The organism is Pseudomonas sp. AU11447, from assembly GCF_001672555.2.
GTDB classification, from domain to species: domain Bacteria; phylum Pseudomonadota; class Gammaproteobacteria; order Pseudomonadales; family Pseudomonadaceae; genus Pseudomonas; species Pseudomonas nitroreducens.
Genome location: NZ_LZDG02000065.1, coordinates 1 through 26,124, shown reverse-complemented (window position 1 = coordinate 26,124; position 26,124 = coordinate 1). Strand labels below are relative to the sequence as shown.

The window sequence follows — 26,124 nt, the reverse complement described above, 5'->3', positions numbered from 1 at the left end:
GGGCTGAGCCCGGTTCAGAGAGCCATGGCCAGGCCGCTGGCCTGGTTCCAGCCGATCTGTACCGGCGCGCCGTGCTCGAAGGCTTCGGCCTCGCCACCGGCCTTGCGCGGCACGCGCACGCAGACGATGCCGAAGGCGTCGGTGCGCACGCGGTATTCGGTGAGGTTGCCCAGGTAGATGCGGTCCTCGACGCGACCCTTCAGGCGCACTTCGCGCTGCAGCTCCGAATCCGCAGCGGCAATGCCGACCAGCTCGGGGCGCACGGCGATGCAGCCTTCGGCCTGGGGCGCCAGCGCGGGGCCGGTGGGTGTCGGCGGGCTGCTCAGTTCCAGCCCGGCCGGCGTGCCCAGCACCACACGGCCGGAATCGAGGCGGCGGACGGTGCCGGCGAACAGGTTTGACTCACCGATGAAGTCCGCCACGTAGCGGCTCGCCGGGGTCTCGTAGAGCGCCTCGGGGGTGGCGGTCTGGATGATCAGGCCGTCCTTCATGATGCTGATGCTGTCGCTCATCGACAGCGCCTCTTCCTGGTCGTGGGTGACCAGCACGAAGGTGATGCCGACCTCGCGCTGCAGGCGCAGCAGTTCCGACTGCATCTCCTTGCGCAGCTTGCGGTCCAGCGCCGCCAGCGGTTCGTCGAGCAGCAGTACGGTGGGCTTGTTCACCAGCGCGCGGGCCAGTGCCACGCGCTGCTGCTGGCCGCCGGAAAGCTCGTGCGGCTTGCGCGTGCCGAAGCCGGACAGGCGCACCATCTCCAGCGCCTCGTCGGCCATGCGGCGCTGCTGCGCGCGGTCCGGGCGCGGCGTGCGGTAGCGCAGGCCGTAGGCGATGTTCTCGGCCACGGTCAGGTGCGGGAACAGCGCGTAGTGCTGGAACACCATGTTCACCGCGCGCTGGTGCGCCGGCACCCCTGCCACCGCCTGGCCAGCCAGCAGGACCTCGCCTTCGCTGGGCTGCTCGAAGCCGGCGATCATCCGCAGGGTGGTGGTCTTGCCACAGCCGGAGCTGCCGAGGAAGGAATGGAAAGCGCCGCGCTTGACCTTGAAGCTCAGCCCGTTGACCGCCGGCACGCTGCCATAGCGCTTGACCACGTTACGGAACTCGATATCGACATCCTGACCGCTTTCCATCACCGCGCTCCCACTTTGTTCTTGTTGGTGGTCACGCTAGCAATGGGGCTTTCGGGGTGTATATATCCCTCGGGGGATAGATGGCGGGATTGGATCGGGCGGAACGCATACGCGGGCGATACATTTCCCCTTTGGGCTAAGGCAGAGATGAGGGAGTCGACGGCAGGAGCGCGCCATGCGCGCGATCTCGGGCATGACCCGCTCCGACAATGGGCGCCCGGAGCTGACGATGACTGTAGGAGCGAGCTTGCTCGCGAACGGAGCCCCAGGCAGCTCCAGTGTTGGGCGGTTCGCGAGCAATAACGATGGCGTCCCCCTCGCTCCTACAAAAGACCTACCCGGCTCAGCAACGTAGGGCGCATAACGCCCCAAGCGTTATCCGCCGCATGCACCGTAACCAGGGAGAATGGCGGATAACCGTGAACGGTTATTCGCCCTACGGGTTGCCGACATTCACCCCACTGCGCGCATCCCACCCGCCGCATCGCGCCCGGCCAACTCGCGGATGAACAACCCGAGCAGCTCCGACTGGCTGCCGATGCCGAGCTTGGCGTAGAGGTTCTTGCGGTGGATCTTCACCGTGCCGGGGCTGATATCCAGCTGCTCGGCCACCGAGGCGCTGGAGTGGCCGCGCAGCAGCAGTTGGACGATCTCCTGCTCGCGGGGCGTGAGCAGTTGCGCGCCGAACTGGTCGAAGGCCTCGCGGATCTGGTAGTCCAGGTCCTGCGCCGGACGCGGCTGCGCACGGCGCAGTTCCCAGGCTTCGCGCACCACCTGCTCGACCACCGGCCGCGCACATTCGAGCAGCTGCATCTCGTCGCGGCTGTAGGCAGGGCTGGAAGTTTTGCGCATTAGCGAGAGCACCGCGGTGGCGCCGTCGGCCAGGTCGACGAAGAAGGCGATCTCCTCGGTCAGGCCGGTCTGCTGGTAGTAAGTCTGGTAGTACTCGCCCACGTAGAAGTGGTCCGGCGCGAACTGCCGCAGGCGCCACAGCCCCGGCGCCTGGTGGCGGGTGCAGGCGAGGTAGAAGGGATCGAGCAGGTAGGGGCCGACCTGGTAGTCCTCGACGTAGACGTGGCGGATGTCGGCCGGGAAGGTATCGAACAGGTCCAGTGGGCGGTGGTTGCCTTCGTAGACGAAGAGCACGAAGTTATCCACCGCACAGACCTGCTGCAGCCATTGGCTGAGGCCGAGCAGGCGCGGACGACCGGCGGCCAGCGGGAGCAGATGGGCGACTCCGCCGGTCCAGGCTTTGAGTTCCTTGTGGCGCATGGGCTGTCGTTCTTGTTGTGTGCGCGATGGGCACACTATAGGCGTTCGGGATTCCACACGGAAATGCAGCTTTTGCGCCACACCGCGCAAGACCCCGCCACGCCTGGAGACAGCCCCGACTCAGCCCTCGGCGGCGCACCGCGATGAAGCAGGCGCGCGCCTTTACGGCTCAGGGGCGGCGACCGCCCTTGCCGGCCGGCTTTCCAGAAGAGGGCTTTCCAGAAGACGGCTTGCCGCCTGCCGGTTTGCCGCCAAGACCGAACCCCGGCGCCTTGCGCACCGCCTTGACCTGCGGTTTGTCGTCCAGCAGCGAGCCCAGGTGGACCTTGCCCGGTTTGCCTTCGGGCACCTTGGGTTGCTTGGGCTTCTTCGGCTTTTTCGTTATCTGGCCGCCAGGGGCGGTGACGGGCACCCGGTGTTCCGCCTCGAAGCCATCTTCTTCCTGGCGCTGCAGGGTCTGGCCGATCAGCGTCTCGATGGCCGCCAGCTGCTGCACTTCGTCGGCGCAGACCAGCGAGATCGCCTGCCCGCTGGCGCCCGCGCGACCGGTACGGCCGATGCGGTGCACGTAGTCTTCGGGGACGATGGGCAGGTCGAAGTTGACCACCAGCGGCATTTCCTCGATATCCAACCCGCGGGCGGCGACGTCGGTAGCGACGAGGAAGTCCACCTCACCGGCCTTGAACCGCGCCAGCGCACGCAGGCGCGACGGCTGCGGCTTGTCACCGTGGATCGAGTCGGCGCGGATGCCTTCTTTCTGCAACAGGCCAACCAGCTCATCGACGCCCTTGCGGGTCTTGGCGAACACCAAGGCCTGGCGCCAACCCTGCTCGCGCTTCAGGTGCAGGAACAGCTCGGCCTTGCGCTTCTTGTCGACGGTGACCAGGTGCTGCTTCACCGTCTTCGCCGCCGTGTTGCGCGGTGCCACGTCGATGGTCAACGGGTCGCGCAGCAGCTCGCGGGCCATCTGGCGGATGGCGTCGGAGAAGGTCGCGGAGAACAGCAGGGTCTGCCGGCGCCTGGGCAGCGCGGCGAAGACTTCGTCCAGCTCGCGGGAAAAGCCCAGGTCGAGCATGCGGTCGGCTTCGTCCAGCACCAGCGCCTGCAGCTGGGTGAATTTCAGGGCGTTCTGCCGATAGAGGTCGAGCAGGCGGCCGGGCGTGGCCACCAGCACGTCGACGCCCTTGCGCAGCTTCATCATCTGCGGATTGATGCTGACCCCGCCATAGGCCACGGCGGTGCGCAGCGGCACGTGCTGGCCGTAGGCGCGGAAGCTCTCGTGGACCTGCTCGGCCAGTTCACGGGTCGGCACCAGCACCAGCGCGCGGATGGAGTTGGCCGCCACCTGCGGGCCTTCCTGCAACAGCTTCTGCAACAGCGGCAAGGCGAAACCGGCGGTCTTGCCGGTACCGGTCTGCGCGGCGGCGAGCAGGTCGCGGCCCTTGAGCACGGCCGGAATGGCCTGGGCCTGCACCGCCGTCGGGTTCTGGTAGCCGAGCCCGTCGAGGGCGCGCAGGAGGGGATCGATCAGGCCGAGGTTGGCGAAGGTCATGGAGCGCTCGCAATACGAATTCGGAATGGGCGGCATTGTAGCCGCAAGGCTCAGGAACGCAGCAGCAGCGCGCCTTCGATGGGCACGTAGCGGCTCGCTGCACGGATCAGCGCCTGGGCGGTGAGGCCCGGCACGCCGTAGGCGGTGGCATCGGTGCCGCCGGCGCGGACGCGGTCGAGCAGCAGGTCGAAGTCACCGTCGCCGGAAGCCAGCACGACTTCGTCCACATTCGGCGCGGCGTCGAGGATGTCGATGGTGATGCCCACGTCCCAGTCGCCCTTGGCCGAGCCGTCGGCGCGCTGGATGTAGGGCTTGAGCTTCACGGTGAAGCCGAGCTTGCGCAGGATCTGCTGGAACTGCTGCTGCTTCGCATCGCCCCGGTCGATGGCATAGGCGTAGGCCTGGACGATGTTGCCCTGGGCACTCAGCTCGGCCCACAGGGCGGCGTAGTTGAAGTGGCAGCCGTAGGCCTGACGCACGGTGTAGTAGAGGTTCTGCACGTCGGCGAACAGGGCGATGGTCTTCAACGGTGACTCCGGGACTCGAACAGCGGGGGCGCATTATCGGCACAGCGGCGCGCCCCCGCCAGTCCCGGCGGGCGGGCGGCTCAGCTGAACATGTCGCCGTCGTCGCCGCCGAAGAAGCCGGAGTCGTCGCCGAAGCTGCCACCGTCGTCGTAGTTGGCGTCACTGAAGTTGCTGTCTGCGTAGCGGTCACCGTCGCCAAAGGAGTCATCCGTCCGCGAGTCGTCGAAGCTCGAAGGTTCCGGTTGCGCCGGCTGTTCCTGGATCACTTCGACGATTTCCTGCGGCTGGTTGTGGTGGAACATGCTGGTCAGCAGGTCCGCCACCATCACCCCGCCGGCCACGCCCGCGGCGGTCTGCAGCGCACCGCGCATGAAGCCACCGCCCTGGGGTGCGGCTTGCGCCGGCTGTGCGGGGCGGAAGTCGTTGGGATTACCGGCCGCAGGATTATTGGCGTACGCCGCATTGCCGCCAGGCTGCGAGAAACGCGTCTGGCCCCAGCCGTCCGGGCGCTGCTGCGGTTGCGCCGCGCGCTGCTCCTGGCTCTGGCCGCCACCGAACAGCCCGGCAAGGAAGCCGCCGCTGCTCGGGCGCTGCTCCTGAGCCCTGGCCTGCTGCGCTTCGAGTTCCTTGACGCGCTGGTCCAGGCGCTTGATCGCCGCTTCCTGGATCAGCATTGCCTGGGCCATGTAGTACGGCGCGGCCGGCTGCTGCACCAGGTGCCTGTTGATCTGTGCCTCGGCGTCGGCGTCGCGGGGCGCGGTCTGCGACTCGGCGTCACGCAGGCGGGTGAACAGACCATCGATCAGGGATTGCTCTTCGGAATTCATGGCAGGCCTCGAGTGAGCGGGTGAATCAAAACGGATCGCTGTAGCGAAACATTGGATCGGGTCGGAAAAAAACAAGTTCCGGTCACAGAATTCTTGCGCCTTCTATCTGAGGGTTTGCTTAAGTTAGAGTCGAAGCCCTCGGACAGTATCGGGTTACTGATGAATCCCCTTTCCATCCTCCGCGACACCTGGTTCTTCTTCTCCCGTCATCTGGGCACCCTGGTGCCGCTGTGCCTGCCGTGGATCGTCATCGAGACGCTGGTGCAGCAGCAGATCAACGTCGCCGCCGGCTCGCAGAACTTCGCGCCCTGGGGCATGGCCGCGGGCCTGGTGTTCTACCCGATCTATACCGCCAGCCTGATCCTCTACATGATCGACGCGGGCGAAGGTGTACAGCGCAGCGTGCGCGAACTGTGGAGCGCAGCGTTGCGGCTGTGGCCGGCCTTCGCCCTGCTCTCGGCGATCACCTCGCTGCTGATCGTGATCGGCCTGTACCTGATGGTGCTGCCGGGCATCTTCGTGATGATCAAGCTGGCCTTCGCCGAATTCCTCCTGGTGCAGCGCGGCCGCGCGCCCATCGACGCGATGCGCGAGAGCTTCAGCCTGACCACCGGGCATTTCTTCCTGCTGCTGATCACCTCGCTGGCCATCCTCGCGCCGGTGTGGATCGCCGAAGGCTGGATCACCGAGGCCGGCCAGGACGCGCCGGTACTCAGCGTCGCGCTGCATTCGCTGAGCGGGTTCTTCCAGCTGCTGCTGACGGTGGCCGCCTACCGCATCTTCATCCTGCTTGGCCGCGAAGCCGCCTGAGCGGCAGCAAGTCGCAACAAATACCCCGGCACATCGCGGGCCGGGGTTCTACGCTGGAGTCTCCTTTCCCCGAGTATGGAGACTCGCCGTGAGCGACTTCCCGCCCAGCTGCCTTTCGCACATTTCCATCGGCACCAACGACTACCCGCGCGCCAAGGCGTTTTACGACGCCGTGCTGCCGACCCTGGGCTGCCAACAGATCATGGAGCACCCCGGCGCCGTGGCCTACGGCCGCGCCTTCCCGGAATTCTGGCTGCAGACGCCGATCGACGGGCGCCCCGCCAGCGTCGGCAACGGTACGCACTTCGGCTTCATGGCCAACTCCCGCGAGGAAGTGGACGCGTTCCATCGCGCTGCGATAGCTGCCGGCGCCACCGACGAAGGCGCCCCCGGCCCGCGCCCGCTGTATGGCGATCCGTACTACGGCTGCTTCATCCGCGACCTGGACGGGCACAAGATCGAGGCGTCGTTCTGGGACATGGCGCTGGCGGGCGGTGGTTTCGACACGCACTCGCATTGAGTGCAGGAGCGGACTCCGTCCCCGATTGGCCTCGGCGCGAAGTGAGATCAGTCCGCTCCCACCCATCGCTCAGGCACCGCGCTCCGGGCCGGCAAAGAACCTGTAGGAGCGAGCTTGCTCGCGAACCCGCCCCGCTCCGGCGTCGCCGGTGAATCCGTTCGCGAGCAAGCTCGCGCCTACGAAAAGCTAGTGCCCCGGCCTGAGCCCCGACATCTTCGGCACCAGCAATTTCTCGAACAGCCGCGGGAAGAAGCGCGCCAGCAGCCTCGCCCGCCAGTTGACGTTGGACAGCACCAGCAACCGCCGGCGGCGCAAGGCGCCCTGGTAGATCGCCTCGGCCACGTCGCGCGGCGAGGCGACCTCCGCGCCCAGCACCAGCGCCGGCTGGCGGATCACCGAGCCGTCGCCCACCAGCGCGTTCTTGCGCAGGTCGGTGGCAGTGAAGCCGGGGCATGCCAGGGTGATTGCCACACCGGTACCGTCCAGCTCCATGCGCAACGTGTCGAACAGGCCGTGCAGCGCATGCTTGCTGGCGTTGTAGGCGCTGCGGTAGAGCAGCGGTGCGAAGCCGGTCAACGAACTGAGCACGACGATCTGACCATGCCGCGCCAGCAGGCTGGGCAAGGCCGCCTGGGTGCAGTGCAACGCACCGTAGAAATTCACCGCCATCACCCGGCGGAAGACTGCCAGTTCGGTCTCGATGAACAGGCTGCGATGGGTGATGCCGGCGTTGTTCACCAGCACGTCGATGCCGCCGAAGCGCTCGACCGCCAGTGCCACCGAACGCTGCACCGCCTCGGCGTCGGCGATGTCGCAGCGCAGGCCGAGGGCCTCGACATTCAGGTGTTCGCGCAGGTGCTGCACCAGGCTGTCCAGCGCCGCCTGGTCGAGGTCGAGGATCACCAGATGGGCCCCGGCCCGGGCGAAGCGCAGCACCAGGGCGCGGCCGATGCCGGAACAGCCGCCGCTGACCAGCACCACCTTGCGTCGGTAGACGGGATGGGAGAAGAGCTTGCTCGACATGGCAGCCTCCCGGAGCGCGCAGGGTGCGAAACAGCATCTTGCGAACTACGTCTCACAAGGTTTCAGGATAATTCCCACACTAAACACAGAGATGAAATACGAAGTCACAGCCACTATCCTCTGGTCCCAACAAGCATAGCCCCTGGTCACCCATGAGCCTCTCGCTTCGCCGTCGCGCCCTGTTCCTGCTGTTCATCGTCCTGCTGCTCGCCCTCACCGCTGCCGCCTGGCTGCTGGCCTGGCACCCCGCCGAGCGCGAAAGCGTCACTGCACAGTGCCGCACGCCCGCGCCGCAACTGCAGCCGGGCCAGGCGCTGAAGGTAATGACCTGGAACGTCCAGTACCTGGCCGGCAAGCGCTACATCTTCTGGGACGACCTGCCCGACACCACCGGCCCGGACGACAGCCCCAGCCCCGAAGACATCGCCTACAGCCTCGACGAGGTGATCCGGGTGATCCGCGACGAGGCTCCGGACATCGTCCTGCTGCAGGAAGTGGATGACGGCGCCGCCGCCACCGGCAAGCAGGACCAGCAGGCGCTGATCGGCGACCGCCTGGCCGACCTCTACCCCTGCTCCAGCGCCGCCTTCGACTGGAAGGCCCGCTTCGATCCCAATCCCCATGTGTTCGGTAGCGCCGGACGCAAGCTGGTGACCTTCAGCCGCTTCCAGATCGCCAGCAGCGAGCGCATCGCCCTGCCACAGCGTTCAGCCATCCCGCTGCTGCACCTGTTCGCCCCGCAACCGGCGATGTTGCAGAGCGACCTGCCGATCCGCGGCGGCGGCCAGCTCAGCGTGATCAACACACGCCTGGAACGCCCCAACGGCGACGACACCCCGCAGCGCCAGGTGCAAGCCATCGAGGCCCAGCTGGACTCCCTGCAGGCTGCGGGCCGCCCCTGGCTGCTGGGTGGCGACCTCGGCCTGCTGCCGCTGGGCCAGTATCCCTACCTGCCGGAAGTACTGCGCGCGCCCTACCGCGCCAACAGTGAACTGAACCTGCTGGCAGCGCGCTTCCCGGTGATCCCGGCGGTGGAGGAGTCCAGTGGCGCCGACCAGGAGAACTGGTACACGCATTTCCCCAACGATCCGCGCGTGCACAAACCCGACCGCACCCTCGACTACCTGTTCCACAGCCCCAGTCTGAACCGCCTGGAGGCCGGCGTACGCGCCCACGACACCCTGCGCATCTCCAATCACCTGCCGCTTTCCGCACGTTTCCTGCTGCCCCACTGAGCGCTTCGGCACAACGCCGCCGGTGGACGCTGGACAAGTGCGAGGCGGCGGTCGCATGCTCGGCCCGCTTCGAACAAAAACGATAACGAGCACCCAGGCCATCCATGCATTTGCGCCGTCTCGCCGGGCTGATCCTCGCCCTCCTCTGCCTCAACGCCCTGGCCGTCGACCGGCCCACGCTGGCCGACCGCCTGCCGCGCCCACTGCCGGCGCTGACGGTGGGCTACTACGAGTTCCCGCCCTACACCTATACCGCCCCGGATGGCAGCACCCGCGGCAGCGGTGCCGAAATGGTCCGGCGCATCCTGCTCAAGGCCGGCTACCGCGCCGACTTCCGCCCACTGCCCAGCGCCCGCCTGTACCTGGGCCTGCAGGACGGCAGCGTGCAGCTCTGGGCCGGCGCACCCGGCAAGCAGGAACTGGCGGACAGCACGCTGGAGTGCGAGCGCGTGCTGGGCCACGTCGAGCTGAACCTCTACCGCATGCCCTCGCGGCCCTCGCCCGAAGTGCCCGGCGGCCTGACCGGCAGCCGGGTCATCCTCATCAGCGGCTACAGCTACTGGCGACCGATCACCGACCTGCTCGCCGACCCGGCGCTGAAGCTGGAGCTGCACCGCACCAGCACCCACACCGCAGCGCTGCAGATGCTCGAACGCGGTCGCGGCGACTACCTGATCGACTACCAGACGCCGGTAGAGCAGGCGCGCCGGGAGCTCAACATGGCGCCATTGGCCTTCGACAACCTGTACAGCGTGCCGACCAAGCTGATCGTCTCGCGCCACGCGCCCGACGCCGAAGGGCTGCGCGCACAGCTGGACCACGCCTACGACGAATTGCAGGCGGCAGGTTACGAGATGAAATTGCCCTGAATCTTGAAAACGGAATGCTCGTAGGAGTGACTGTCTTTCTCTGAAAATCCGTACCTGAGAATCCCTCTCCCTAACCCTCTCCCTGAAGGGAGAGGGGACTGGTTCGGTACCGGCTGAATCCCACCTGCCAGCCGGCACGGATAGCTCCCTCTCCCTTCAGGGAGAGGGCGGGGGAGAGGGCTGGCTCGCGCAGAGTTTTCGGGGTAGGAGCGGACTCCGTCCGCGATTGACTCACCGCCACGCGAAAACTTCGCGGATAAATCCGCTCCTACGAGAGCACGAATCTCAGCTTTTGCGCGGCTTGGCCCGCGCCGTCGGTTCGGCGATCAGCGGGTCATCCGGCCAGTAGTAAACTTTATCACCTTGCTGTCTGAACATTGACAACAAAAAATCCCAATGAGCACTAGGCCTAGAGAGCAAAAACTGTCAATCCAAATCTAGTCAATCCATGTTGCAGTGATTGACAATAAATATGTTAATTAAGGCAAGGATTGACAGCTGCATCGGACGCCTATTCTGCGATAGGCTGTCAATCATTGACACTCTATAAGATAAATCAATTCCTAATTGGCACCACTTTTGTGCTTTTCAACTGCTGCTCAAGGATTCTCACCCTTTCCACCAGCTGTATGTTCTGGGTTAGCACTCGGAAGAGATGAAATTTTACTGCTTCCAATTCGCTAGAGGTCTGCTCAATTTTTTGCTTAGCTCTACGAATCTGGGTTTGACTTGTGATGGATGTGCTCGTCATCCCTTTTCTATATGACTCAATAAGCGCGATCAGTGGCGCATGGCTTGGCCTTGCCTTTTTGAGATAACCTCTATCAAATCCAGCCTCAACACTCACTATACCGGCTGTTATTTTGGATCTATCAATATCAACATGTGCAGCGACAACGGGCTTACCCGTCTTAAGACGCTCAAATGCCTCTTCGCACCGGGCCACGCCGTCCATCAAATGATCAGGCCTACTCATATAACCTCCTTAGCTTGGATGTGCCGCTCTCGGTAAGATACGAGATCGTCAAGATCTTTCTTAACGACCTGATACTCACCTGAGTTAAGGTCGTAAACCTCTAGGTCTGCTTTTGCCTCACCAATTGCTTGGTCAAGCCTGTCCGGCTTGATCAGACTGCCTGGACAGCTTAGGCAGGTTATGTAGTTCCCCAGCATGAAAGCCTCACAGGGGCCAGTTTTCATGCAGGCACCTAAGAATGTTTTCCGATAAGAAATATGCCCCTGCTCAACCCGCTTGAGCGTCTCCTCTCGAACGTCCTCAATGAGCACTTCGCCATCGTCTAATCGTTGCCTCTGCTTTTCGACGTATGACCCAACCCCGCCAAAAAGCCTCGTATCAGACCCAAGCACTTCGGTCAGCAAGTCGTATGCAACACTGATCGGCACACCTGTCTGAAAATCGTATGCCATATGGTTATTGGGGAGTACATACTCACCTGTTTTTGGATCGTAGTATCCAAAAACAGTTTTCAACTGGTCAAAGTTATTCGCGTAGTAACGTGACATCTGGATGGTCAAGTGCTTGAATTGTTTCTTGAGGCTTGGCAGTGAAATAAAACCACTACTGCTACCATAGAAGGCTAGAGAACGTCGGAATTGGTGACTGGTAAATGGCCACGGCGCTCCGACTTTGAAACTGGCCTCGGTATCAAAAGACCTTTCAGGAGCCGAAGCCTCCAGTTCGACTAGATCGCTTGGAGAAATTTTGGTGGCTTTTGCCAGCGACTCCAATCTCATATTACCGAGGCCCTGACTCGCCAGTTCCTTGTGATCCCTCCTGATAAGGACTGTGGGACTAATGAGTAAGGGCGCAACATCCAGAGATACGTCATAGAAACGAGAGAGAGACCGACATACTGCTCTTGCTACATCAATAGCCTTTACGACTTCAGAAGCTGCCAGCCAGGATGCTTCGGCCTTATAGCCCGTGAATTTTGTTGTGGTCGATATCAAGTCAACTAGAACTGCCTTATTTCGGACAATCCCATCCGTATCCACCAGCGCAGGAGTTATCTCTGCTTGAGAAATACAATTGTAAGGCAAACGTAAAACTTCCTGATCACGCATACCTGTATAGCAGTGGATAACGGTTTTGACCAAATACTGGATATTTGACAAAATCCTACCCAAACCTCGCCTTTCCTCACAGGCAAAATCACCTACAAAAAAGTCTTGTAGACCATACTCTTCAACAGTAGCTGCGAAGTTCGTTAGCCCATGCTCCTCAAGCCTCTGCCTTGTCGCCTTCAAGCGAGAGTACCCGCCGTATTCCTTATCGATAAACCGGACAATAAATGGCTCCAGGCGATCCATATACTTATGTACATGATCCACCTGATCAGCCAGGTAATTAATGGTGTTAAGATAAATTGAGGTAGGAATAACAGGATGCTGCTTGAATTCGAATCTCCCATATTCTAGTTCCAACCCCTGAACTCGATAACCGAGACGGTCCTCCCCCACACCCACAAGCTGGACCAGAAGAGCGCGTAAAATTTTCTTCCTTGCGACCCCTAACTGGTTGTCCCTCATAAACGCAGCTAAATAGACAGGCGTGGTTAGCATCTGCCTCAAGCTAAGCAAACCTATAAGCGGTTTGCTTTCTTGAGCAGCGCAATATTTAGCCAACGACATGAGGATGTAGTGACTATTGCGAAGTGTGGCAACGCTTAGTGCTCCCATGCGCCCAGCTGACGAAAAGTAAACGAGGCAGAACACCAGAAATTTCGCCTCATTTTTAAGGTTATCGAACCTACCATCAGGGCTTTCCAAACCCCGACTAAAATCCATAACCGGCACTGTCTTGGCGCTGAGCCGCAGGGGATTGAAATCCCAGCGATCTTGACCATAAATCGCTGTAGCGACACCGCTCGATGATCTGCACAATACAAAATCTGGAGCAGGCGCTAGACCACCATAGTTGCTTGGTAGCGGCTCGAAAACTGGCGTTGCCTCACCCGAATATAGAGCACTGTAGAATTCCGCACTCAAAACACAACCCCCACCTGCTCGTAGCGTTGCAATCGCTTTTCCCAAAAGTGCGTAAGCTCACCCAGCTCATGTACCCTGTACTTTACTGACTCAACCAATCGATTGGCGTTTTCTGAGCGCTTAGCTATCGCATCTAGGATGAACTCAATACGCACCGAAAGCTCCTGAAACATCTGCTCTGCGTGCCCTATATCTGGCGAGCCAAGCCTAACAGCGTTAACCACAAACTGTAGACTTAGAAGTTTGTGGATGTCTTCTTCATCGGCATGACAGAGATAGTTGGCACAGAAGAGGCATCCGTACTGGGAACGACAATCGGGCGTTATTGGCACAGACTCAAGGATTTTCACAGGCCTCTCAAAATCATCACAGTGGCCTGATGCAATTTTTTTTGAGTCTCCATCAGCACGAGATTTGACCATCTCGGCTGCTTTCCGGACAGAGTTCCAGAAGTCCCCATACTCCGTTTTCATCCTATCCAGTCTCGTCTCTGAATAGCTTGCAGCATTCGTTTTCTGACTGTGATTCATCACCTCAGCAACGATAGATGGGGACACGCGCAGCTCATGTAAAATCAAGCTCTTGAGCTTTCTAGCTAGCGAACCTGGAATATTCTTACAGTCAGCCGGGAGGAAAACTCCTTGAAGCCGTTTGAAAAATGTACTGGAAAAAGCCTCATTTAGCTTTGAGAACTGTCCAGTATAAAATCCTGTGCGTTTCATTTTGAAAAATAGGTACTGACATTCGGCGCCGTTTAAAATCCACTCCCGAAGCTTAAGGTACTCTCGTAGTAGCGGCAAACCTGTCCTACGACCAACTGCATAGCGTGTAATGCGCCCACCAGCTCTGAATTTGACCGAGGTAAGCTCTTTTTTAACTACTGATTTCTCTACCTCAACAGCTTCAAGATAGTCAAATTCAATAAACTCACTCGGATTAGCAGCAGTGATCAGCACGAACAGACACGCATAAGCACTGGCAGCCATCGACGCCAATCTAATCCGTTGCTGATGGCGCTTATCGCTATTCGCGGCGTCGATATTCTGCTGCGCTTCTTCTAGGGCGCGAATTGAGACGCTTCGATTGTACCCTGTAAGCTCCTGGTACTCCTCAACGGAGGAAATCCTTAATTCGCCTGCGTTGTACACAGGCGAAGAGCCCTCCTCCAAAGTTAAAGGTGTCAGCCATCCCACCATGCTGGGGAACACGGCAACCTCATTATTGGCAACGGTAATGCGAAATGGGAAATTTTCTTCTTTCAAAACAAAATCAGTTAGCTTCCTAGCAATATCGATGCAGGTTGAAACGTATTGCTGAACCAAGTCCTCACTTGGAGGAGTAGCTGGGTTACGCGCAATTCTGAAAGCAGGCGCGAGGCTGGTGACGTGAGCGGCATCACCTGGGAATTTAAGTTCTATAAGTGTCTGCAACGTCTGCTGACGGTGACCACAGGTCGTAGGCGATAGTTTTCTATCTACAAGGATTAGATGCTTAAGGTGATCAGACAGCGCAACATAAGCGCTCCCTGCTTGCTCTAGGCTTTCATGCCACTGGCTATGACCATTCTGATCGCACCAATCCATTACAACTTTAATCTTTTTCAAAAATGCAAGGATGCTTTTGTGGCGCAACCCGCCTGAGTAGATACCATCAATGATATCTCTGATCAGTTCTCTACGCCCAGGCACCAGACTGGAAAGATCTACAGCTATCGGATACGCAGCCAAAACATGATCCGATTCAAAATTTCGACGCGAGTAAGCAATACTCCCAATATCAAACGGAGCTTTACGTGCATCCTCATGGAGTTGAATCCGTACCCGCTCAGGGTATAGAAATTCTCTGCCAAGATCCTTGACATCAAAAACATCAGTATCACGAAGAGTGAGTACGTGGCTAAGCACTCAATTCCTCCAAGCTCAAGTCACTGTAACTACCAAAGCTAATAAGCCAGTCTTCGTAGCGCTCTTGGGCGACCATTTTTTCTGAATACATCAAGAAAAGCTTCAAATAGTTCTCGGTAGTTTCTCGATTCTTGTGGTGCAACCGATGTTGAATAATCGAAATTTCTTCACCATATTGCAGCCGCCCCTTTTTCAATAAGGGTAGTAGCTTTTGATACAACTGAAAAGCGAATGTCGCTCGCAGCCAGTGATAACTAAAGCTAGTTGGAAAATTGCTTCCGACAGTTCGCAGCAATTTTTGTTTCAGGTTCTCAGTTACCTGCCCCGTAGGCCGAGATTTGACGAACTCATACCGAGGATCATCTTCAGCCATATAGTAGCAATTACCTTGATCAGACAAGAAAACGTAGACATCTTGCTCATCAAAGGTTATGCCGGGCTCAAGATCTCGCATTTTCTCAAGAAATGCCTTCCTACGCCTTAACGCTAATGGAGAACTGGCCCAGACCTTAAGGTCATCGGCCAACTGACGCGGAAAATAGACTCTCTGCTCCTTGTCGAACTTCGTGTCGATTCCTGTCCCCGGCCCAGCCTTGATTAGGTAAGTCCCGTCGGGCCTCAGATTTTCATCTGAGAAGCTATCCAGGTGGCGTAGCCTGAGGGTGAGCACGGTTTGCTTCCTGGCACCTGTCATAAGGGCTGTAAGGACGATCAGCCGCTCTTGGGCAGACCAACTCGGGAGGTATATAGATTCCAGCAGTTGGCTCAATTGAGTATTTGTAAGAGGCCGAAGATCCTCACCATCATCCCGCACGTAACCGATGGGGACTGGACTTGCAGGAGCCGTGGGACGTGTTTGGCTTCTTTTCTCAACATCGAGACTGATGTTCCCCCGCGCCCCTTGAACCATGAGCTTTAGCTTCTTTACGGTATCCACCCTATTGATATCAATTGGGTGCCAAAAGCGAGCTACGAACTTATAGAAATCATACACAATCCCAGTGTATTGATTGACTACCTGGCCTCCTTTGCCTCCTTTTTCGAGAAGATGCCTGTAATACCTGTAAGTAGGCCGCAGGGACGGTCGCTTGCCTGAGAAGTCGGTCCAGTCGATATTCTCTGACTCACAGAACAATAGGTAGTCTAAGAGCTTACTGGCTTTACGCCTCACATCGTCAGTAGGCCTTGTTCTTGCCACTTTGTTAGCCACTAGGCTGAGCAGATAAGAATTCGCCTCCTGCCAGGGCAGTCCATCAGCATGGAAAAGCATGGGGAAGTTGTATATATCACCTCTCCCGTCCTCTGAGCCGGGCTCATTCAGCTGGTAGACAGTCATCTTTGGGTCAGAAAGCGCAATACTGCTCTCAACCCCACCCTCTGGGCATTCAGAGACGTATAACTCGGCAAATGCATCAGCAAGTCGGGGAATGACCACAAGCCTACTCCCCTGAACCAACTCTTCGGATTGCGCCATCATTTTGCCCTCAGATGAAATGGCGTCAATCCTACACGTTAGAAGATAGAAATCAACGCTTGTCGTCCTTACCTGTCAATATTTTAGCGTTAAGAGATTCAACCCAAGGATCAAGCTTATTGAATAGTTTGGGGTAGCGCCCCTTGAGGTCCTTCTTCACTTCGGCATAGGTACTGCGCCAGAAGTTGGCCAGGTCCTGGGTCACCTGTACTGGCCGCTGCGCCGGAGAGAGCAGGTGCAACTTGACCGCCACCCGGCCCTGGGCGATGCGCGGCGTATCGGCGAGGCCGAACAGCTCCTGCAGGCGCACGGCAAGCACCGGCGGGAATTCGCTGTAGTCCAGGCGGATGTTCGAGCCAGACGGCACCTGCAACGTGCGCGGCGCCAGTTCGTCCAGGCGTTGCGGCAATGGCCAGGGCAGCTGCGCATGGAGAATCCCGCTCAACTCCAGGTTGCCGAAATGCGAGAGCCGCGACACCTTGCCCAGGTACGGCAGCAGCCAGTTCTCCAGCGAGCCCAGCAAGGCGGCGTCGCTGACATCCGGCCACTCGCTCTCGCCCTTGCCCTCCAGGTCCAGCCGCCGCAACAGCGCGATGCGTGCCTGCCACTGGCGCAGCTCCGGCGTCCACGGCAGCAGCTCCAGGCCCTTGCGGCGCACCAGCCCAAGCAGTGCGCGGCTGCGAGCTTCGGCGTCCAGATTAGGCAGCGCCTCGGTGGACAAGACCAACTCGCCGACCTTGCGCTGTCGCTCGGCGCGCAATACGCCTTCGCGTTCGTCCCACTCCAGCTCATCGTGGACGCTGACCTGCTCGGCGAGAATCGACTCGAACAGCGCCGGCTCCAGCGCCGCCGCCAGGTAGATGCGCTCCTCGCGCTGGCCCTGGCGACTACCGAGGTCGGCGATCACCAGCCAGGCTTCCTTCATCAGCGCATCCGGCTCGCCAAACAGCGCGGCGCGACCGTTGGCCAGGCGGTATTCGCCGCCACCGGCGCGGCGCTGGCGGGCGATACGGTCCGGGTAAGCAAAGGCCAGCAGGCCGCCGAGCCAACGCGGATGTTCGGGGTCGGCAACCGGTTCACGGGCAGGACCCCGCAGGTAGCCCTTGAACTGCCGCGCCAGCTGGCGAACGCGCTGCACCGCGCCGCGGCTGGCGCGCTGGCCATTCTGCTCGCCGGCCAGCAGGGCGATGCGGTGATGCAGGTCGGCGTCGTTGCCGCGCAGGATGTCGCGCTCGCCCAGCAGGGCGGCCAGATCACAGGCCAATTGTCCCAGCCCCAACGCGTGGCCGCGCAGCAGCAGGTGGGCGATTCGCGGGTGCGCCGGCACCTCGGCCATGGCCTGGCCGTGGGGCGTGAGGCTGCCGCCGCCGGCGCGGGAGGCCAGCGCGCCGAGACGCTCCAGCAGGTCCTGGGCCTGTGCATAAGCGGCGGCGGGCGGCAGGTCGAGCCAGGCCAGGTCCTGCGGGGCCACGCCCCAGCGCGCCAGTTGCAGCGCGAGGCCGGCGAGGTCGGCCTGGAGAATTTCCGCCGCGCCATAGGCCGGCAGTTGATCGTGCTGCGCCTCGGACCACAGGCGATAACAGGCGCCCGGCTCCAGCCGTCCGGCACGGCCGGCGCGCTGGGTGGCGGAGGCGCGGGAAATGCGCTGGGTGTCCAGGCGGGTCATGCCGCTGCCCGGATCGAAGCGCGGCACCCGCGCCAGCCCGGCATCCACGACGACGCGCACGCCGTCGATGGTCAGGCTGGTCTCGGCGATATTCGTGGCCAGCACCACCTTGCGCTTGCCCGCCGGTGCGGGCTCGATGGCGGCGCGCTGGGCGTCCAGATCAAGTTCGCCATGCAACGGGCAGATGAGTACTTCGGGGCGACCGGCCAGTGCATCGCCCAATTGTTCGGCGACGCGGCGAATCTCCGCCTGGCCGGGCAGGAACACCAGCAGGCTGCCGGGTTCATCCGCCAGCGCCTGCTGCACGGTCTGCACCACGCGCGGCTCGATGAATTCGCCGGCCTGCCAGGGGCGGCCCCAACGGATGTCTACCGGGAACATGCGGCCCTCGCTGCGCACCACCGGGGCGTCGTCCAGCAACGCGGACAAGCGCTCGCCCTCCAGGGTCGCGGACATCACCAGCACCTTCAGCGGCGGCTCGTCGCGCAGCAGCGCACGGCCGTTGAGGGTCAGCGCCAGGGCCAGGTCCGTATCAAGGCTGCGTTCATGGAATTCATCGAAGATCACCAGGCCCACGCCTTCCAGCGCCGGGTCATCCTGGAGGCGCCGCGCCAGGATGCCTTCGGTAACCACCTCGATGCGCGTCTTCGGGCCAACCCTGCTGTCCAGGCGGATGCGGTAACCGACGGTCTCGCCGACTTTCTCGCCCAGCTCACTGGCCAGCCGCTCGGCAGCAGCGCGGGCAGCCAGGCGGCGTGGTTCCAGCATCAGGATCGACTGCCCGGCCAGCCACGCCTCGTCCAGCAGCGCCAGCGGCACACGCGTGGTCTTGCCGGCGCCGGGCGGCGCTTCCAGCACCACCTCGTGGCGCGCAGCCAGGGCCTGGCGCAAGTCGGGAAGGACGCTGTCGATGGGTAGGGCGATCATGCCGGCTCCTGGAGTTTCATGGGGCAGTAACCCGGTTTTCGCGGGCGGCGGCGATTATAGCGGGCGAACCGCGATGCCAACTCGGCAGTCATAGAAGCAACGAGAACGCCGCATAGTGCGAATCTGCCAGCAGCGACAGCGAGCTCGTTGATATAGTTGTCTGCATCATCCTCCTGGAGGTCTTCCATGCGTCTTGCCACCCGTGTGTCCTGCGCCGTTCTGAGCGCCGCCCTGTTCAGCCAGCTGACCGCCTGCGGCACCCTGTTCTATCCCGACCGCCGCGGCCAGATCGACGGCCGTATCGACCCGGCCATCGTCGCCTTCGACGCCATCGGCTTGTTGTTCTACATCATCCCGGGACTGATCGCCTTCGGCGTAGACTTCGCCACCGGCGCGATCTACCTGCCCGATGCGAAGTACTCCGTCGCGCCGGAAAAGCTCAAGGATGCCGTGGGTGAAGACGGCACCGTGGACAAGGCTAAACTCAAGGCAATCCTCGAGCGTGAAACCGGCCGCAGCCTCCCCCTGGACGACCCGCGTCTGATCCAGCGCAGCGGTAGCCTCCAACAACTCGCCAGCCTGGGCCTGCGCCCGGAGGCCTGATATGCACGGCGCTCTCGCTTCACACCTTCAGCAACTCCTGGCGTACCACCAGTGGGCCTACGAACGCATCCTGGAGGCCGTCGCGCCCCTGGATGAAGAGGCCTACCGCGCGCCGCGCGGGCTGTTCTTCGACAGCCTGCACGGCACCCTCAACCACCTCGCGGTGGTCGATCGCATCTGGTTCGCCCGTGTGCAGCGCGAGCCCTGGCAATTCGAACGCTTGGACGCCGAGGCCGCGCCGGATCGCGCCGGCCTCGCCGACTTTCTCAATGACGGGGTCGGCGCCTGGCGCCTGTGGCTGAGCAAGCAGAGCGACGCCACCCTCGGTACCCAGCTGGATTACCGCAACATGGCCGGGCAGGAACACCGCCAGAGCCTGGCGAACATCGTCCAGCACCTGGTCAACCACGGCACCCACCACCGCGGGCAGATGAGCGCAGCGATCACCGCGCTGGGCCACAAGGCGCCGCTGCTGGACTACATCTACTTCCTGCCCAACCGCCTGGACACCTGATGCTCAAGCACGCCAGCCACGCCCACCTCATGCGGCTGGCGACCTTTGCGTCGCTCGGCGTCGCCACTACCCTGATCGTCGCCAAGGCCATTGCCTGGTGGCTCAGCGGCTCCGTCAGCCTGCTGGCCGGCCTGACCGACTCGCTGCTCGACGGCGCCGCCTCCTTCCTCAACCTGCTGGCGGTGCACTACGCCATCCGCCCCGCGGACGACGACCACCGCTACGGCCACGGCAAGGCGGAATCGCTGTCCGGGCTGGCGCAGGCGCTGTTCATCGCGGTCAGCGCCGTGCTGGTCGGCGCACAGGCCATCGATCGGCTGCAACACCCCGAACCAGTGGAAGCCGCCGGCTGGGGCATCGCGGTGATGATCCTGTCGCTGGCACTCACTGCCGGCCTGCTGATGGTGCAGGGCTATGTGGTGAGGATCACTGGCTCCAACGCCATCCGCGCCGACTCCCTGCACTACCGCTCGGACCTGTTGCTCAACAGCAGCATCCTGGTCGCCCTGGTGCTGGCGAACTTCGGCTGGCAGCAGATGGACGCCATCTTCGGCCTGGGCATCGCCTTCTACATCCTCTGGAGTTCATTCCAGATCGCCCGCGAATCCGTCGCCGTGCTGATGGATGAGGAACTGCCCCCAGACGTCAGCACGCGCATGCTCGAACTGGTACGCGAGGTGCCCGGCGTGCTCGGCGCCCACGACCTGCGCACGCGGATTTCCGGCACGCACTGGTTCGTCCAGTTGCACCTGGAGTTGCCGGGCGAGCTGTCGCTGTCCAAGGCGCATCACCTGTGCGACGAGGCAGTGCTGGCGATCCACAAGGAATTCCCGCGGGCCGAGGTGCTGGTGCACGCCGACCCGCAGGAAGTGGTGGGCAAAGAGACGATCAGTTGACGCTGTAGCCGCGCCCGCTCAGGCAGGCGCCGAGTGCACGGCGGTAGTTGTCGGCGACGTATGCCGGTGGCGCGTAGCTCGCCAGCGCCGGATCGAAACCGCTCTAGTCGGCCGCCCAGCGATGACACTCATAGCGGTCGCGGGCCTGCTGGTCCGGCCCCTGGTTGTACAGGGGGTAAGCAACCAGGTCGTAGCCCGACTGCGCCACGGCCACGGGTTGCGCCTCCTGCGGCGGCGCTACGACTTCATATTCCTGCGAGTTCGCCTGCCAGAGGTAATAGGTACCGGCGGCCAGGAAATAGCCGATGCTGCCGATCCACACCTGCTCGGCATAGGACGGCAGGTAGCGCACGCGCACGCCGTAGGGCGGCGTCACCACCACGTAGCGCGAGCCATAGGGGCGATACCAGTAGCCGTCGTTGAAGTAGTAACTGCCACCGCGATAAGGCACGCGGTAGTACCCCGGCGGCATGGCGTTGACCACGTAGCCAGGGCGCCAGTTCGACGGATGCGGCCCCCAGTTGCCGTGGGAAGGCGGTGGTCGACCCTGCCAGCCACCTGCCGGCGGACGCATGTCATGCCCATTCCCCGAGGGTGGACGGCCCTGACCCTGCCATTGGCTGCTGCCGTATCCCGGCGGCCGACCTTGCCACTGGCCGCCATTGTTGCCGGCGTTGCCCGAAGGGTGTCCTTGCCACTGGCCATTGTTGTTGCCACCCGGTGGACGACCCTGCCACTGGCCGCCGYTGTTGCCGGCGTTGCCCGAGGGRTGTCCTTGCCATTGGCCATTGTTGTTGCCGCCCGRTGGACGMCCCTGCCAYTGGCCGCCGTTGTTGCCGGCGTTGCCCGARGGGTGTCCTTGCCAYTGGCCATTGTTGTTGCCGCCCGGTGGRCGRCCCTGCCACTGGCCGCCGTTGTTGCCGGCGTTGCCCGAGGGGTGTCCTTGCCACTGGCCATTGTTGTTGCCGCCCGGTGGGCGGCCCTGCCATTGGCCACCGTTGCCACCGCCAGTGGGACGCCCCTGGAAGCCGCCGCCCGAATGCCCCTGGCCGTCGTGGGAGCCAGACTGTCCGCCACCGGAATGGCCGGTATTACCGGGACCGCCTGATGGCCGACCCTGGCCGCCACCCTGACCGGGCGGCTGCCCTTGCCCACCCTGCCCGTCCGGGCCGGCGGCATTGGCGGACTGAAGCGCCAGCAGCAACGAGAGCACAGTAAACGAGGCGCACTGCCAGATGCCCGACTTCATGAATTCCTCACTTCGGCCCAAGCCGAAAACAGTGATGCGACATTGCCATAGACCACGGCGCAAAGCCCGCATTGCAAGGCGTTGGGTAAAGTCAGGGTAAAGATGGCGGGCAAATCGCGGGCAAGAAAAAAGGGAGGCTCGTCAGCCTCCCTTTGTGGAATCTCGTCCTGCTCGTCGCTGTTGGCGCCGGCTCACCTCGCTCCGCCTTCTGGGCAGTGCGTAGCCCGGTGGCCGGCGCGATCCTGTGGGGTCGGCGGGCCGCGAAGCGCCTGATTGGGCGGATCGCAGGGGGACGTGATGTCCGGGCTGTGAATCTGGAAGAAATAGTACGGCGACAGAGCGGATAAATGATTGCTAAGATTGCTCATACAGGCACCACCTGAGCAACAAACAGCTAAAAATTACGCCAAAAGCGCAATTCAATTAAAATCCGAGGCTTTCATGGACAAGCTGGACCGCTACGACCTGCGAATTCTTGCAGAACTGCAACGCGACGCGCGCATCTCCAATCAGGAGCTGGCCGAACGCATCGGCCTGTCACCTTCCCCCTGCTCGCGGCGGGTCAAGCAGCTCGAAGACGATGGCTACATCGTCCGCCAGGTCGCCCTGCTGGACAGCAAGAAGCTCGGCCTGAGCCTCACCGCCTTCGTGCTGATCGGCATGGACCGGCATACCCCGGAGCGCTTCGAGCACTTCCAGCAGATCATCGGCAAGTGCCCCGAAGTACTGGAATGCAGCCTGGTGACCGGGATGGACGCAGACTACCAGCTCAAGGTGATGGTGCCGGACATGGAGCACTACCAGCACTTCCTGCTCGGCACCGTCACGCGCATCGAAGGCGTGACCAGCGTGCGGTCGAGCTTCGTGCTGCGCAACGTACTGGCCAGCACCGAGCTGCCGCTGGATCACCTGCGCGTCTGACCCGCTTTCTGTAGGACCGAGGGGGGCGCCTAGCCCTTGCTCGCGAACGTGGCCTCCTGGCACGCCAGTGCCGTGCGGTTCGCGAGCAAGCTCGCTCCGACAACTTGCGCCCCTGCGACACAGCAGCGCACCCCGCCTCTCGCCGAACCAAATCGATACCGGAGATTTCCCCGCCAGCCGGGCCGCGGCGCGATCTTTCGCGGCATTGCGTCCGTCGCGCAGGAGGAACTGTTCAATTTATGAACGGCTCTGAACGACAAAGCGCCGCATGCGTATAATGCGCGCCTTCTCCACCACCACCCTCAGTCCCGGCGCCCCACAAGACACATCCGTACCGGGCAGGAGCAGCAATGAACGAAAGTTTCGAAGACTGGATGATGTATGGCCTGGTGACCGGCCTGATCCTGTTCATGGCCTTCATCGTCTGGGACCTCGCCAAGAAGTCCAAGGCCGGCCGCATGGGCACCATGGTGCTGTTCTTCGCACTGGGCCTGGGCGTACTCGGCTTCCTGATCAAGTCGGTGGTCGTCGCCGGACTCGAAGGCGGCTTCTGACGCCCGCCTCGCCCCGGACTGTCAGAGTTCGGGGCTGACTTCCCGCCACTCTCCCGGCTGCAGCCCATCCAGTTGCCACGGCCCGATGCGCACGCGCACCAGGCGCAGCGTGGGCAGGCCGACTGCCGCCGTCATCCGCCGAACCTGGCGGTTGCGACCCTCGCGGATCACCAGCTCCAACCAGGCCGTAGGCACCGACTTGCGGAAACGCACCGGCGGATTGCGCTCCCACAACTGCGGTTCCTCCAGCCGTCGAGCCTCGGCCGGCAATGTCGGGCCATCGTTAAGCTGCACGCCCTTGCGCAGTTGATCGAGCTGTTCGTCGCTCGGCTCACCTTCCACCTGCACCCAATACGTCTTCGGCAGCTTGTGCCTGGGATCGGCAATCCGCGCCTGCAGGCGGCCATCGTTGGTCAGCAGCAACAGGCCCTCACTGTCGCGGTCCAGCCGCCCGGCCGGATAGACGCCCGGCATATCGACAAAATCCTTCAGCGTTGCGCGGCCGTCGCTGTCGTTGAACTGCGTCAGCACGTCGAACGGCTTGTTCAGCAGGATCAGCCTGGGTTGCGTCGGCGGCGCCTTGGCCACGCGACGGGGTGCGGGACGGGCAGCAGGACGGCGATTGGCGGGGCGCGGAGGACGGGGCATGGCGAAAAGACTGGTAACCGAGGTTGGGGGTACGGCGAATGCCCGGCATGCTAGGTTGTGCCGAGTACTCATCGCAAGAGCACGCACGAGCATGCCCATGAGCCACCCCACCTGGCTGATCACCTTGCAGAACCTCAGCGGCCGCCTCGGCGCCCGCTATCGCGGCCCGCAGACGGCGCATTTCGACGGCACCCGCTTTCATAATCTCGACCGCCAACCGCACAACGGCCTGCACGCCTTCCTCAAATGGCAACGCGAACGCGGCCGCCAGCAGGAGTGGATCGCCCAGCCCGGCCCCAACGCCCGCCCGCAAACGCCGGCCCGCGTCGAAGGCGACGAACTGCGCGTCACCTACATCAACCACGCCACCCTGCTGATCCAGCACCGCGGCCTGAACATCCTCACCGACCCGCTCTGGTGCGAGCGCACCAGCCCGTTCAGCTTCGTCGGCCCCAAACGCGTGCACCCGCCGGGCCTGGCGCTGGACGAATTGCCGCCGATCAACCTGATCCTGGTCAGCCACAACCACTACGACCACCTGGATATCCACAGCCTGCGCGAGCTGGCCCGGCGCTTCCCGTCGGCGAAAGTGGTGACCGGCCTGGGCAACGGCGAGTTGATCCGCGCCTGCGGCTTCACTGACATCGTCGAGCTGGACTGGTGGCAGAGCCTGCCAATGCCCGAGGGCATGCTGCTCACCGGCGTGCCGGCGCAACACTGGTCGGCGCGCTCGCGGCGCGACACCAACCGCACGCTGTGGATGGGCTTCGTGCTGGAGTCGCCGGACGGCCCGCTACTGTTTCCCGGCGATACCGGGCTGGGCGAGGAATTTCGGCTGATGCATGAGCGCTTCGGCCCGATGCGCTTTGCCGCCCTGCCCATCGGCGCCTATGAGCCGCGCTGGTTCATGCGCCACCACCACATGAACCCGGACGACGCCGTACAGGCGCACCAGCATCTCGACTCGCAATGCAGCATGGCGATCCACTTCGGCACCTTCCGCCTGAGCGACGAAGGGCAGTTCACGCCGCTCAGCGACCTGGCCAAGTCCCTGGAGCAGCGCGGCGTGGCTGCGGAGCGTTTCCGGGCGCCAAAGCCGGGCGAGCAGTGGCTCGTGCCACCGATGCCGGATGCTTCCCTCTAGGAGCGTATGTGCTCGCGAACGTGCTTTCCGGTGGCGGCGGCGCTGGGCGGTTCGCGAGCAAGCTCGCTCCTACGGAAAGCCGGGCGTAAAGCCCCACGAAAGCACACGGCGGTTGTCTCTGGGTAGGAGCTGACTCCGTCCGCAATTGGCATCAGGCCAACACCGATCCACCGGCAACACCCGGTTCGCGAGCAGGCTCGCTCCGACGAAGAGCAGTCTCAGTTCTCGCGAACGCGCTTGCTGCAGCAGTTGCGATAGCGCTTGCCGCTGTTGCACGGGCACGGTTTGTCACCGCGGCCGCCCAGCTCCAGCCAGCTTTCCAGCCGTTGGCGCATGGACTCGCGAACCTCTCGGCGCTCGTCATCCATCTGCGGTTTGCTCAACTCGCGGCTGAGCCAGAGGTAGTCCTCCAGCAGCTCGTCACGCTCCAGCGCATGCAGTTGCTCGGCAAGGGGCACGCCCTCGTAGCGGCGCTTCGGGTCGGGCAGGAAGGCGATGGCTTCGCCGCCCGGCAGCACATTCCACAGGCGGCCCTGAGCGTCGCGCCAGCAGGCGCTGAAGCGGGCACGCAGAGCCAAGCCCGGCCACTCCTCCAGGCACCAGCCATCCACCCGCTCGCCGCCCAGGCCTTCCACCGCCTTGCCCACGGAGAACCAGGGTTCGCCGGCGATACTGTCGGGCAGAGGGAGCGGCGCGGCGACTTCGGGCGTGCCGTTTTCCACCAGGCGGCGGGCGAAGCGGCGCAAGGGATTGGTCAGGTGCGAGGGGGCGCGGAAGGGCATGCAATCACCAGCGGAAAAGGTCGGCAAAGGTCCGACCGGAGGGGCGCGCCACGGTTCCCCGTGGCGCG

24 protein-coding genes are annotated in these 26,124 nt (G+C 62.4%); 10 read left to right on the top strand and 14 right to left on the bottom strand.

The genetic code is table 11. The annotated features are described in order from the left end of the window. Positions 1-14: 14 nt before the first annotated feature. From A6723_RS23320 to A6723_RS23300, 5 genes are all read right to left on the bottom strand, one after another. Positions 15-1,130, bottom strand: a complete 1,116-nt coding sequence (locus A6723_RS23320) for an ABC transporter ATP-binding protein (protein WP_054906815.1) — start codon at positions 1,128-1,130, stop codon at positions 15-17. A 453-nt stretch (positions 1,131-1,583) separates the two neighbouring features. Next, positions 1,584-2,402 (bottom strand): LuxR C-terminal-related transcriptional regulator, encoded by an 819-nt coding sequence (locus tag A6723_RS23315; protein WP_054906814.1) that lies wholly within the window; start codon positions 2,400-2,402, stop codon positions 1,584-1,586. A gap of 169 nt (positions 2,403-2,571) precedes the next feature. After that, on the bottom strand, positions 2,572-3,954 hold the full coding sequence (locus A6723_RS23310) for a DEAD/DEAH box helicase (RefSeq protein WP_054906813.1): 1,383 nt from the start codon (positions 3,952-3,954) through the stop codon (positions 2,572-2,574). A gap of 50 nt (positions 3,955-4,004) precedes the next feature. Further along, a complete protein-coding gene (locus A6723_RS23305; protein ID WP_024764639.1) occupies positions 4,005-4,481 on the bottom strand; it encodes an NYN domain-containing protein in 477 nt (158 codons plus the stop codon). 80 nt (positions 4,482-4,561) lie between these two features. Then, on the bottom strand, positions 4,562-5,308 hold the full coding sequence (locus tag A6723_RS23300; protein WP_054906812.1) for a DUF2076 domain-containing protein: 747 nt from the start codon (positions 5,306-5,308) through the stop codon (positions 4,562-4,564). Between the two features lie 159 nt (positions 5,309-5,467). Between A6723_RS23300 and A6723_RS23295 the strand changes: the two genes are divergently transcribed. Next, on the top strand, positions 5,468-6,118 hold the full coding sequence (locus A6723_RS23295; RefSeq protein WP_054906811.1) for a YciC family protein: 651 nt from the start codon (positions 5,468-5,470) through the stop codon (positions 6,116-6,118). 88 nt (positions 6,119-6,206) lie between these two features. Next, positions 6,207-6,638, top strand: coding sequence for a VOC family protein (locus tag A6723_RS23290; protein ID WP_054906810.1), 432 nt, complete (start codon positions 6,207-6,209; stop codon positions 6,636-6,638). Positions 6,639-6,824: 186 nt separating this feature from the next. Here A6723_RS23290 and A6723_RS23285 read toward each other — a convergent pair whose 3' ends face one another. Next, a complete protein-coding gene (locus A6723_RS23285) occupies positions 6,825-7,661 on the bottom strand; it encodes an SDR family oxidoreductase (protein WP_054906809.1) in 837 nt (278 codons plus the stop codon). 152 nt (positions 7,662-7,813) lie between these two features. Here A6723_RS23285 and A6723_RS23280 point away from each other — a divergent pair, with 152 nt between their 5' ends. Beyond that, a complete protein-coding gene (locus A6723_RS23280; protein WP_054906808.1) occupies positions 7,814-8,896 on the top strand; it encodes an endonuclease/exonuclease/phosphatase family protein in 1,083 nt (360 codons plus the stop codon). A 104-nt stretch (positions 8,897-9,000) separates the two neighbouring features. After that, positions 9,001-9,765: an ABC transporter substrate-binding protein gene (locus tag A6723_RS23275; RefSeq protein WP_054906807.1), complete on the top strand. Its 765-nt coding sequence runs from the start codon at positions 9,001-9,003 to the stop codon at positions 9,763-9,765. Between the two features lie 556 nt (positions 9,766-10,321). Here the strand turns inward: A6723_RS23275 and A6723_RS31470 are convergent. Genes A6723_RS31470 through hrpB form a run of 5 tightly spaced genes read right to left on the bottom strand, consistent with a single transcriptional unit; the run spans position 10,322 to position 18,745 of the window. Next, on the bottom strand, positions 10,322-10,741 hold the full coding sequence (locus tag A6723_RS31470) for a hypothetical protein (protein WP_082450447.1): 420 nt from the start codon (positions 10,739-10,741) through the stop codon (positions 10,322-10,324). Continuing rightward, positions 10,738-12,774, bottom strand: a complete 2,037-nt coding sequence (locus tag A6723_RS23270) for a hypothetical protein (protein WP_054906806.1) — start codon at positions 12,772-12,774, stop codon at positions 10,738-10,740. Before A6723_RS23270 ends, A6723_RS31470 begins: the two co-directional genes overlap by 4 nt. Continuing rightward, entirely contained in the window at positions 12,771-14,678 is a 1,908-nt protein-coding gene (locus A6723_RS32195) for a hypothetical protein (protein WP_064979866.1), read from the bottom strand. The genes A6723_RS23270 and A6723_RS32195 overlap by 4 nt, the downstream gene beginning before the upstream one ends. Then, on the bottom strand, positions 14,671-16,152 hold the full coding sequence (locus A6723_RS23260) for a site-specific integrase (RefSeq protein ID WP_054906852.1): 1,482 nt from the start codon (positions 16,150-16,152) through the stop codon (positions 14,671-14,673). Before A6723_RS23260 ends, A6723_RS32195 begins: the two co-directional genes overlap by 8 nt. Before the next feature lie 52 nt (positions 16,153-16,204). Continuing rightward, a complete protein-coding gene (hrpB, locus tag A6723_RS23255) occupies positions 16,205-18,745 on the bottom strand; it encodes an ATP-dependent helicase HrpB (RefSeq protein ID WP_054906805.1) in 2,541 nt (846 codons plus the stop codon). 186 nt (positions 18,746-18,931) lie between these two features. Between hrpB and A6723_RS23250 the strand changes: the two genes are divergently transcribed. The 3 genes from A6723_RS23250 to A6723_RS23240 are packed head-to-tail and all read left to right on the top strand — an operon-like array spanning position 18,932 to position 20,758. Next, positions 18,932-19,348 (top strand): hypothetical protein, encoded by a 417-nt coding sequence (locus A6723_RS23250; protein ID WP_054906804.1) that lies wholly within the window; start codon positions 18,932-18,934, stop codon positions 19,346-19,348. Between the two features lies 1 nt (position 19,349). After that, positions 19,350-19,862: a DinB family protein gene (locus A6723_RS23245; RefSeq protein ID WP_054906803.1), complete on the top strand. Its 513-nt coding sequence runs from the start codon at positions 19,350-19,352 to the stop codon at positions 19,860-19,862. Beyond that, complete coding sequence (locus A6723_RS23240) at positions 19,862-20,758, top strand: cation diffusion facilitator family transporter (protein ID WP_054906802.1); 897 nt, start codon at positions 19,862-19,864, stop codon at positions 20,756-20,758. Before A6723_RS23245 ends, A6723_RS23240 begins: the two co-directional genes overlap by 1 nt. Before the next feature lie 103 nt (positions 20,759-20,861). Here A6723_RS23240 and A6723_RS32715 read toward each other — a convergent pair whose 3' ends face one another. Beyond that, complete coding sequence (locus A6723_RS32715; protein ID WP_064979865.1) at positions 20,862-22,007, bottom strand: DUF6515 family protein; 1,146 nt, start codon at positions 22,005-22,007, stop codon at positions 20,862-20,864. Positions 22,008-22,448: 441 nt separating this feature from the next. Between A6723_RS32715 and A6723_RS23230 the strand changes: the two genes are divergently transcribed. Both A6723_RS23230 and A6723_RS23225 read left to right on the top strand, forming a co-directional pair. Next, positions 22,449-22,928, top strand: a complete 480-nt coding sequence (locus tag A6723_RS23230) for an Lrp/AsnC family transcriptional regulator (RefSeq protein ID WP_024763946.1) — start codon at positions 22,449-22,451, stop codon at positions 22,926-22,928. A 350-nt stretch (positions 22,929-23,278) separates the two neighbouring features. Next, a complete protein-coding gene (locus A6723_RS23225; protein ID WP_015475469.1) occupies positions 23,279-23,482 on the top strand; it encodes a DUF2788 domain-containing protein in 204 nt (67 codons plus the stop codon). Positions 23,483-23,503: 21 nt separating this feature from the next. On the opposite strand, the gene A6723_RS23220 is transcribed toward A6723_RS23225, so the two are convergent. Further along, positions 23,504-24,070: a pseudouridine synthase gene (locus A6723_RS23220; protein ID WP_054906800.1), complete on the bottom strand. Its 567-nt coding sequence runs from the start codon at positions 24,068-24,070 to the stop codon at positions 23,504-23,506. 151 nt (positions 24,071-24,221) lie between these two features. On the opposite strand from A6723_RS23220, the gene A6723_RS23215 reads away from it, so the two are divergent. Next, the gene (locus tag A6723_RS23215) at positions 24,222-25,274 is read left to right on the top strand and encodes an MBL fold metallo-hydrolase (RefSeq protein ID WP_054906799.1); all 1,053 of its coding nucleotides are present in this window, start codon (positions 24,222-24,224) and stop codon (positions 25,272-25,274) included. A 218-nt stretch (positions 25,275-25,492) separates the two neighbouring features. On the opposite strand, the gene A6723_RS23210 is transcribed toward A6723_RS23215, so the two are convergent. Continuing rightward, positions 25,493-26,056 (bottom strand): hypothetical protein, encoded by a 564-nt coding sequence (locus tag A6723_RS23210; RefSeq protein WP_054906798.1) that lies wholly within the window; start codon positions 26,054-26,056, stop codon positions 25,493-25,495. Positions 26,057-26,124: the final 68 nt, after the last annotated feature.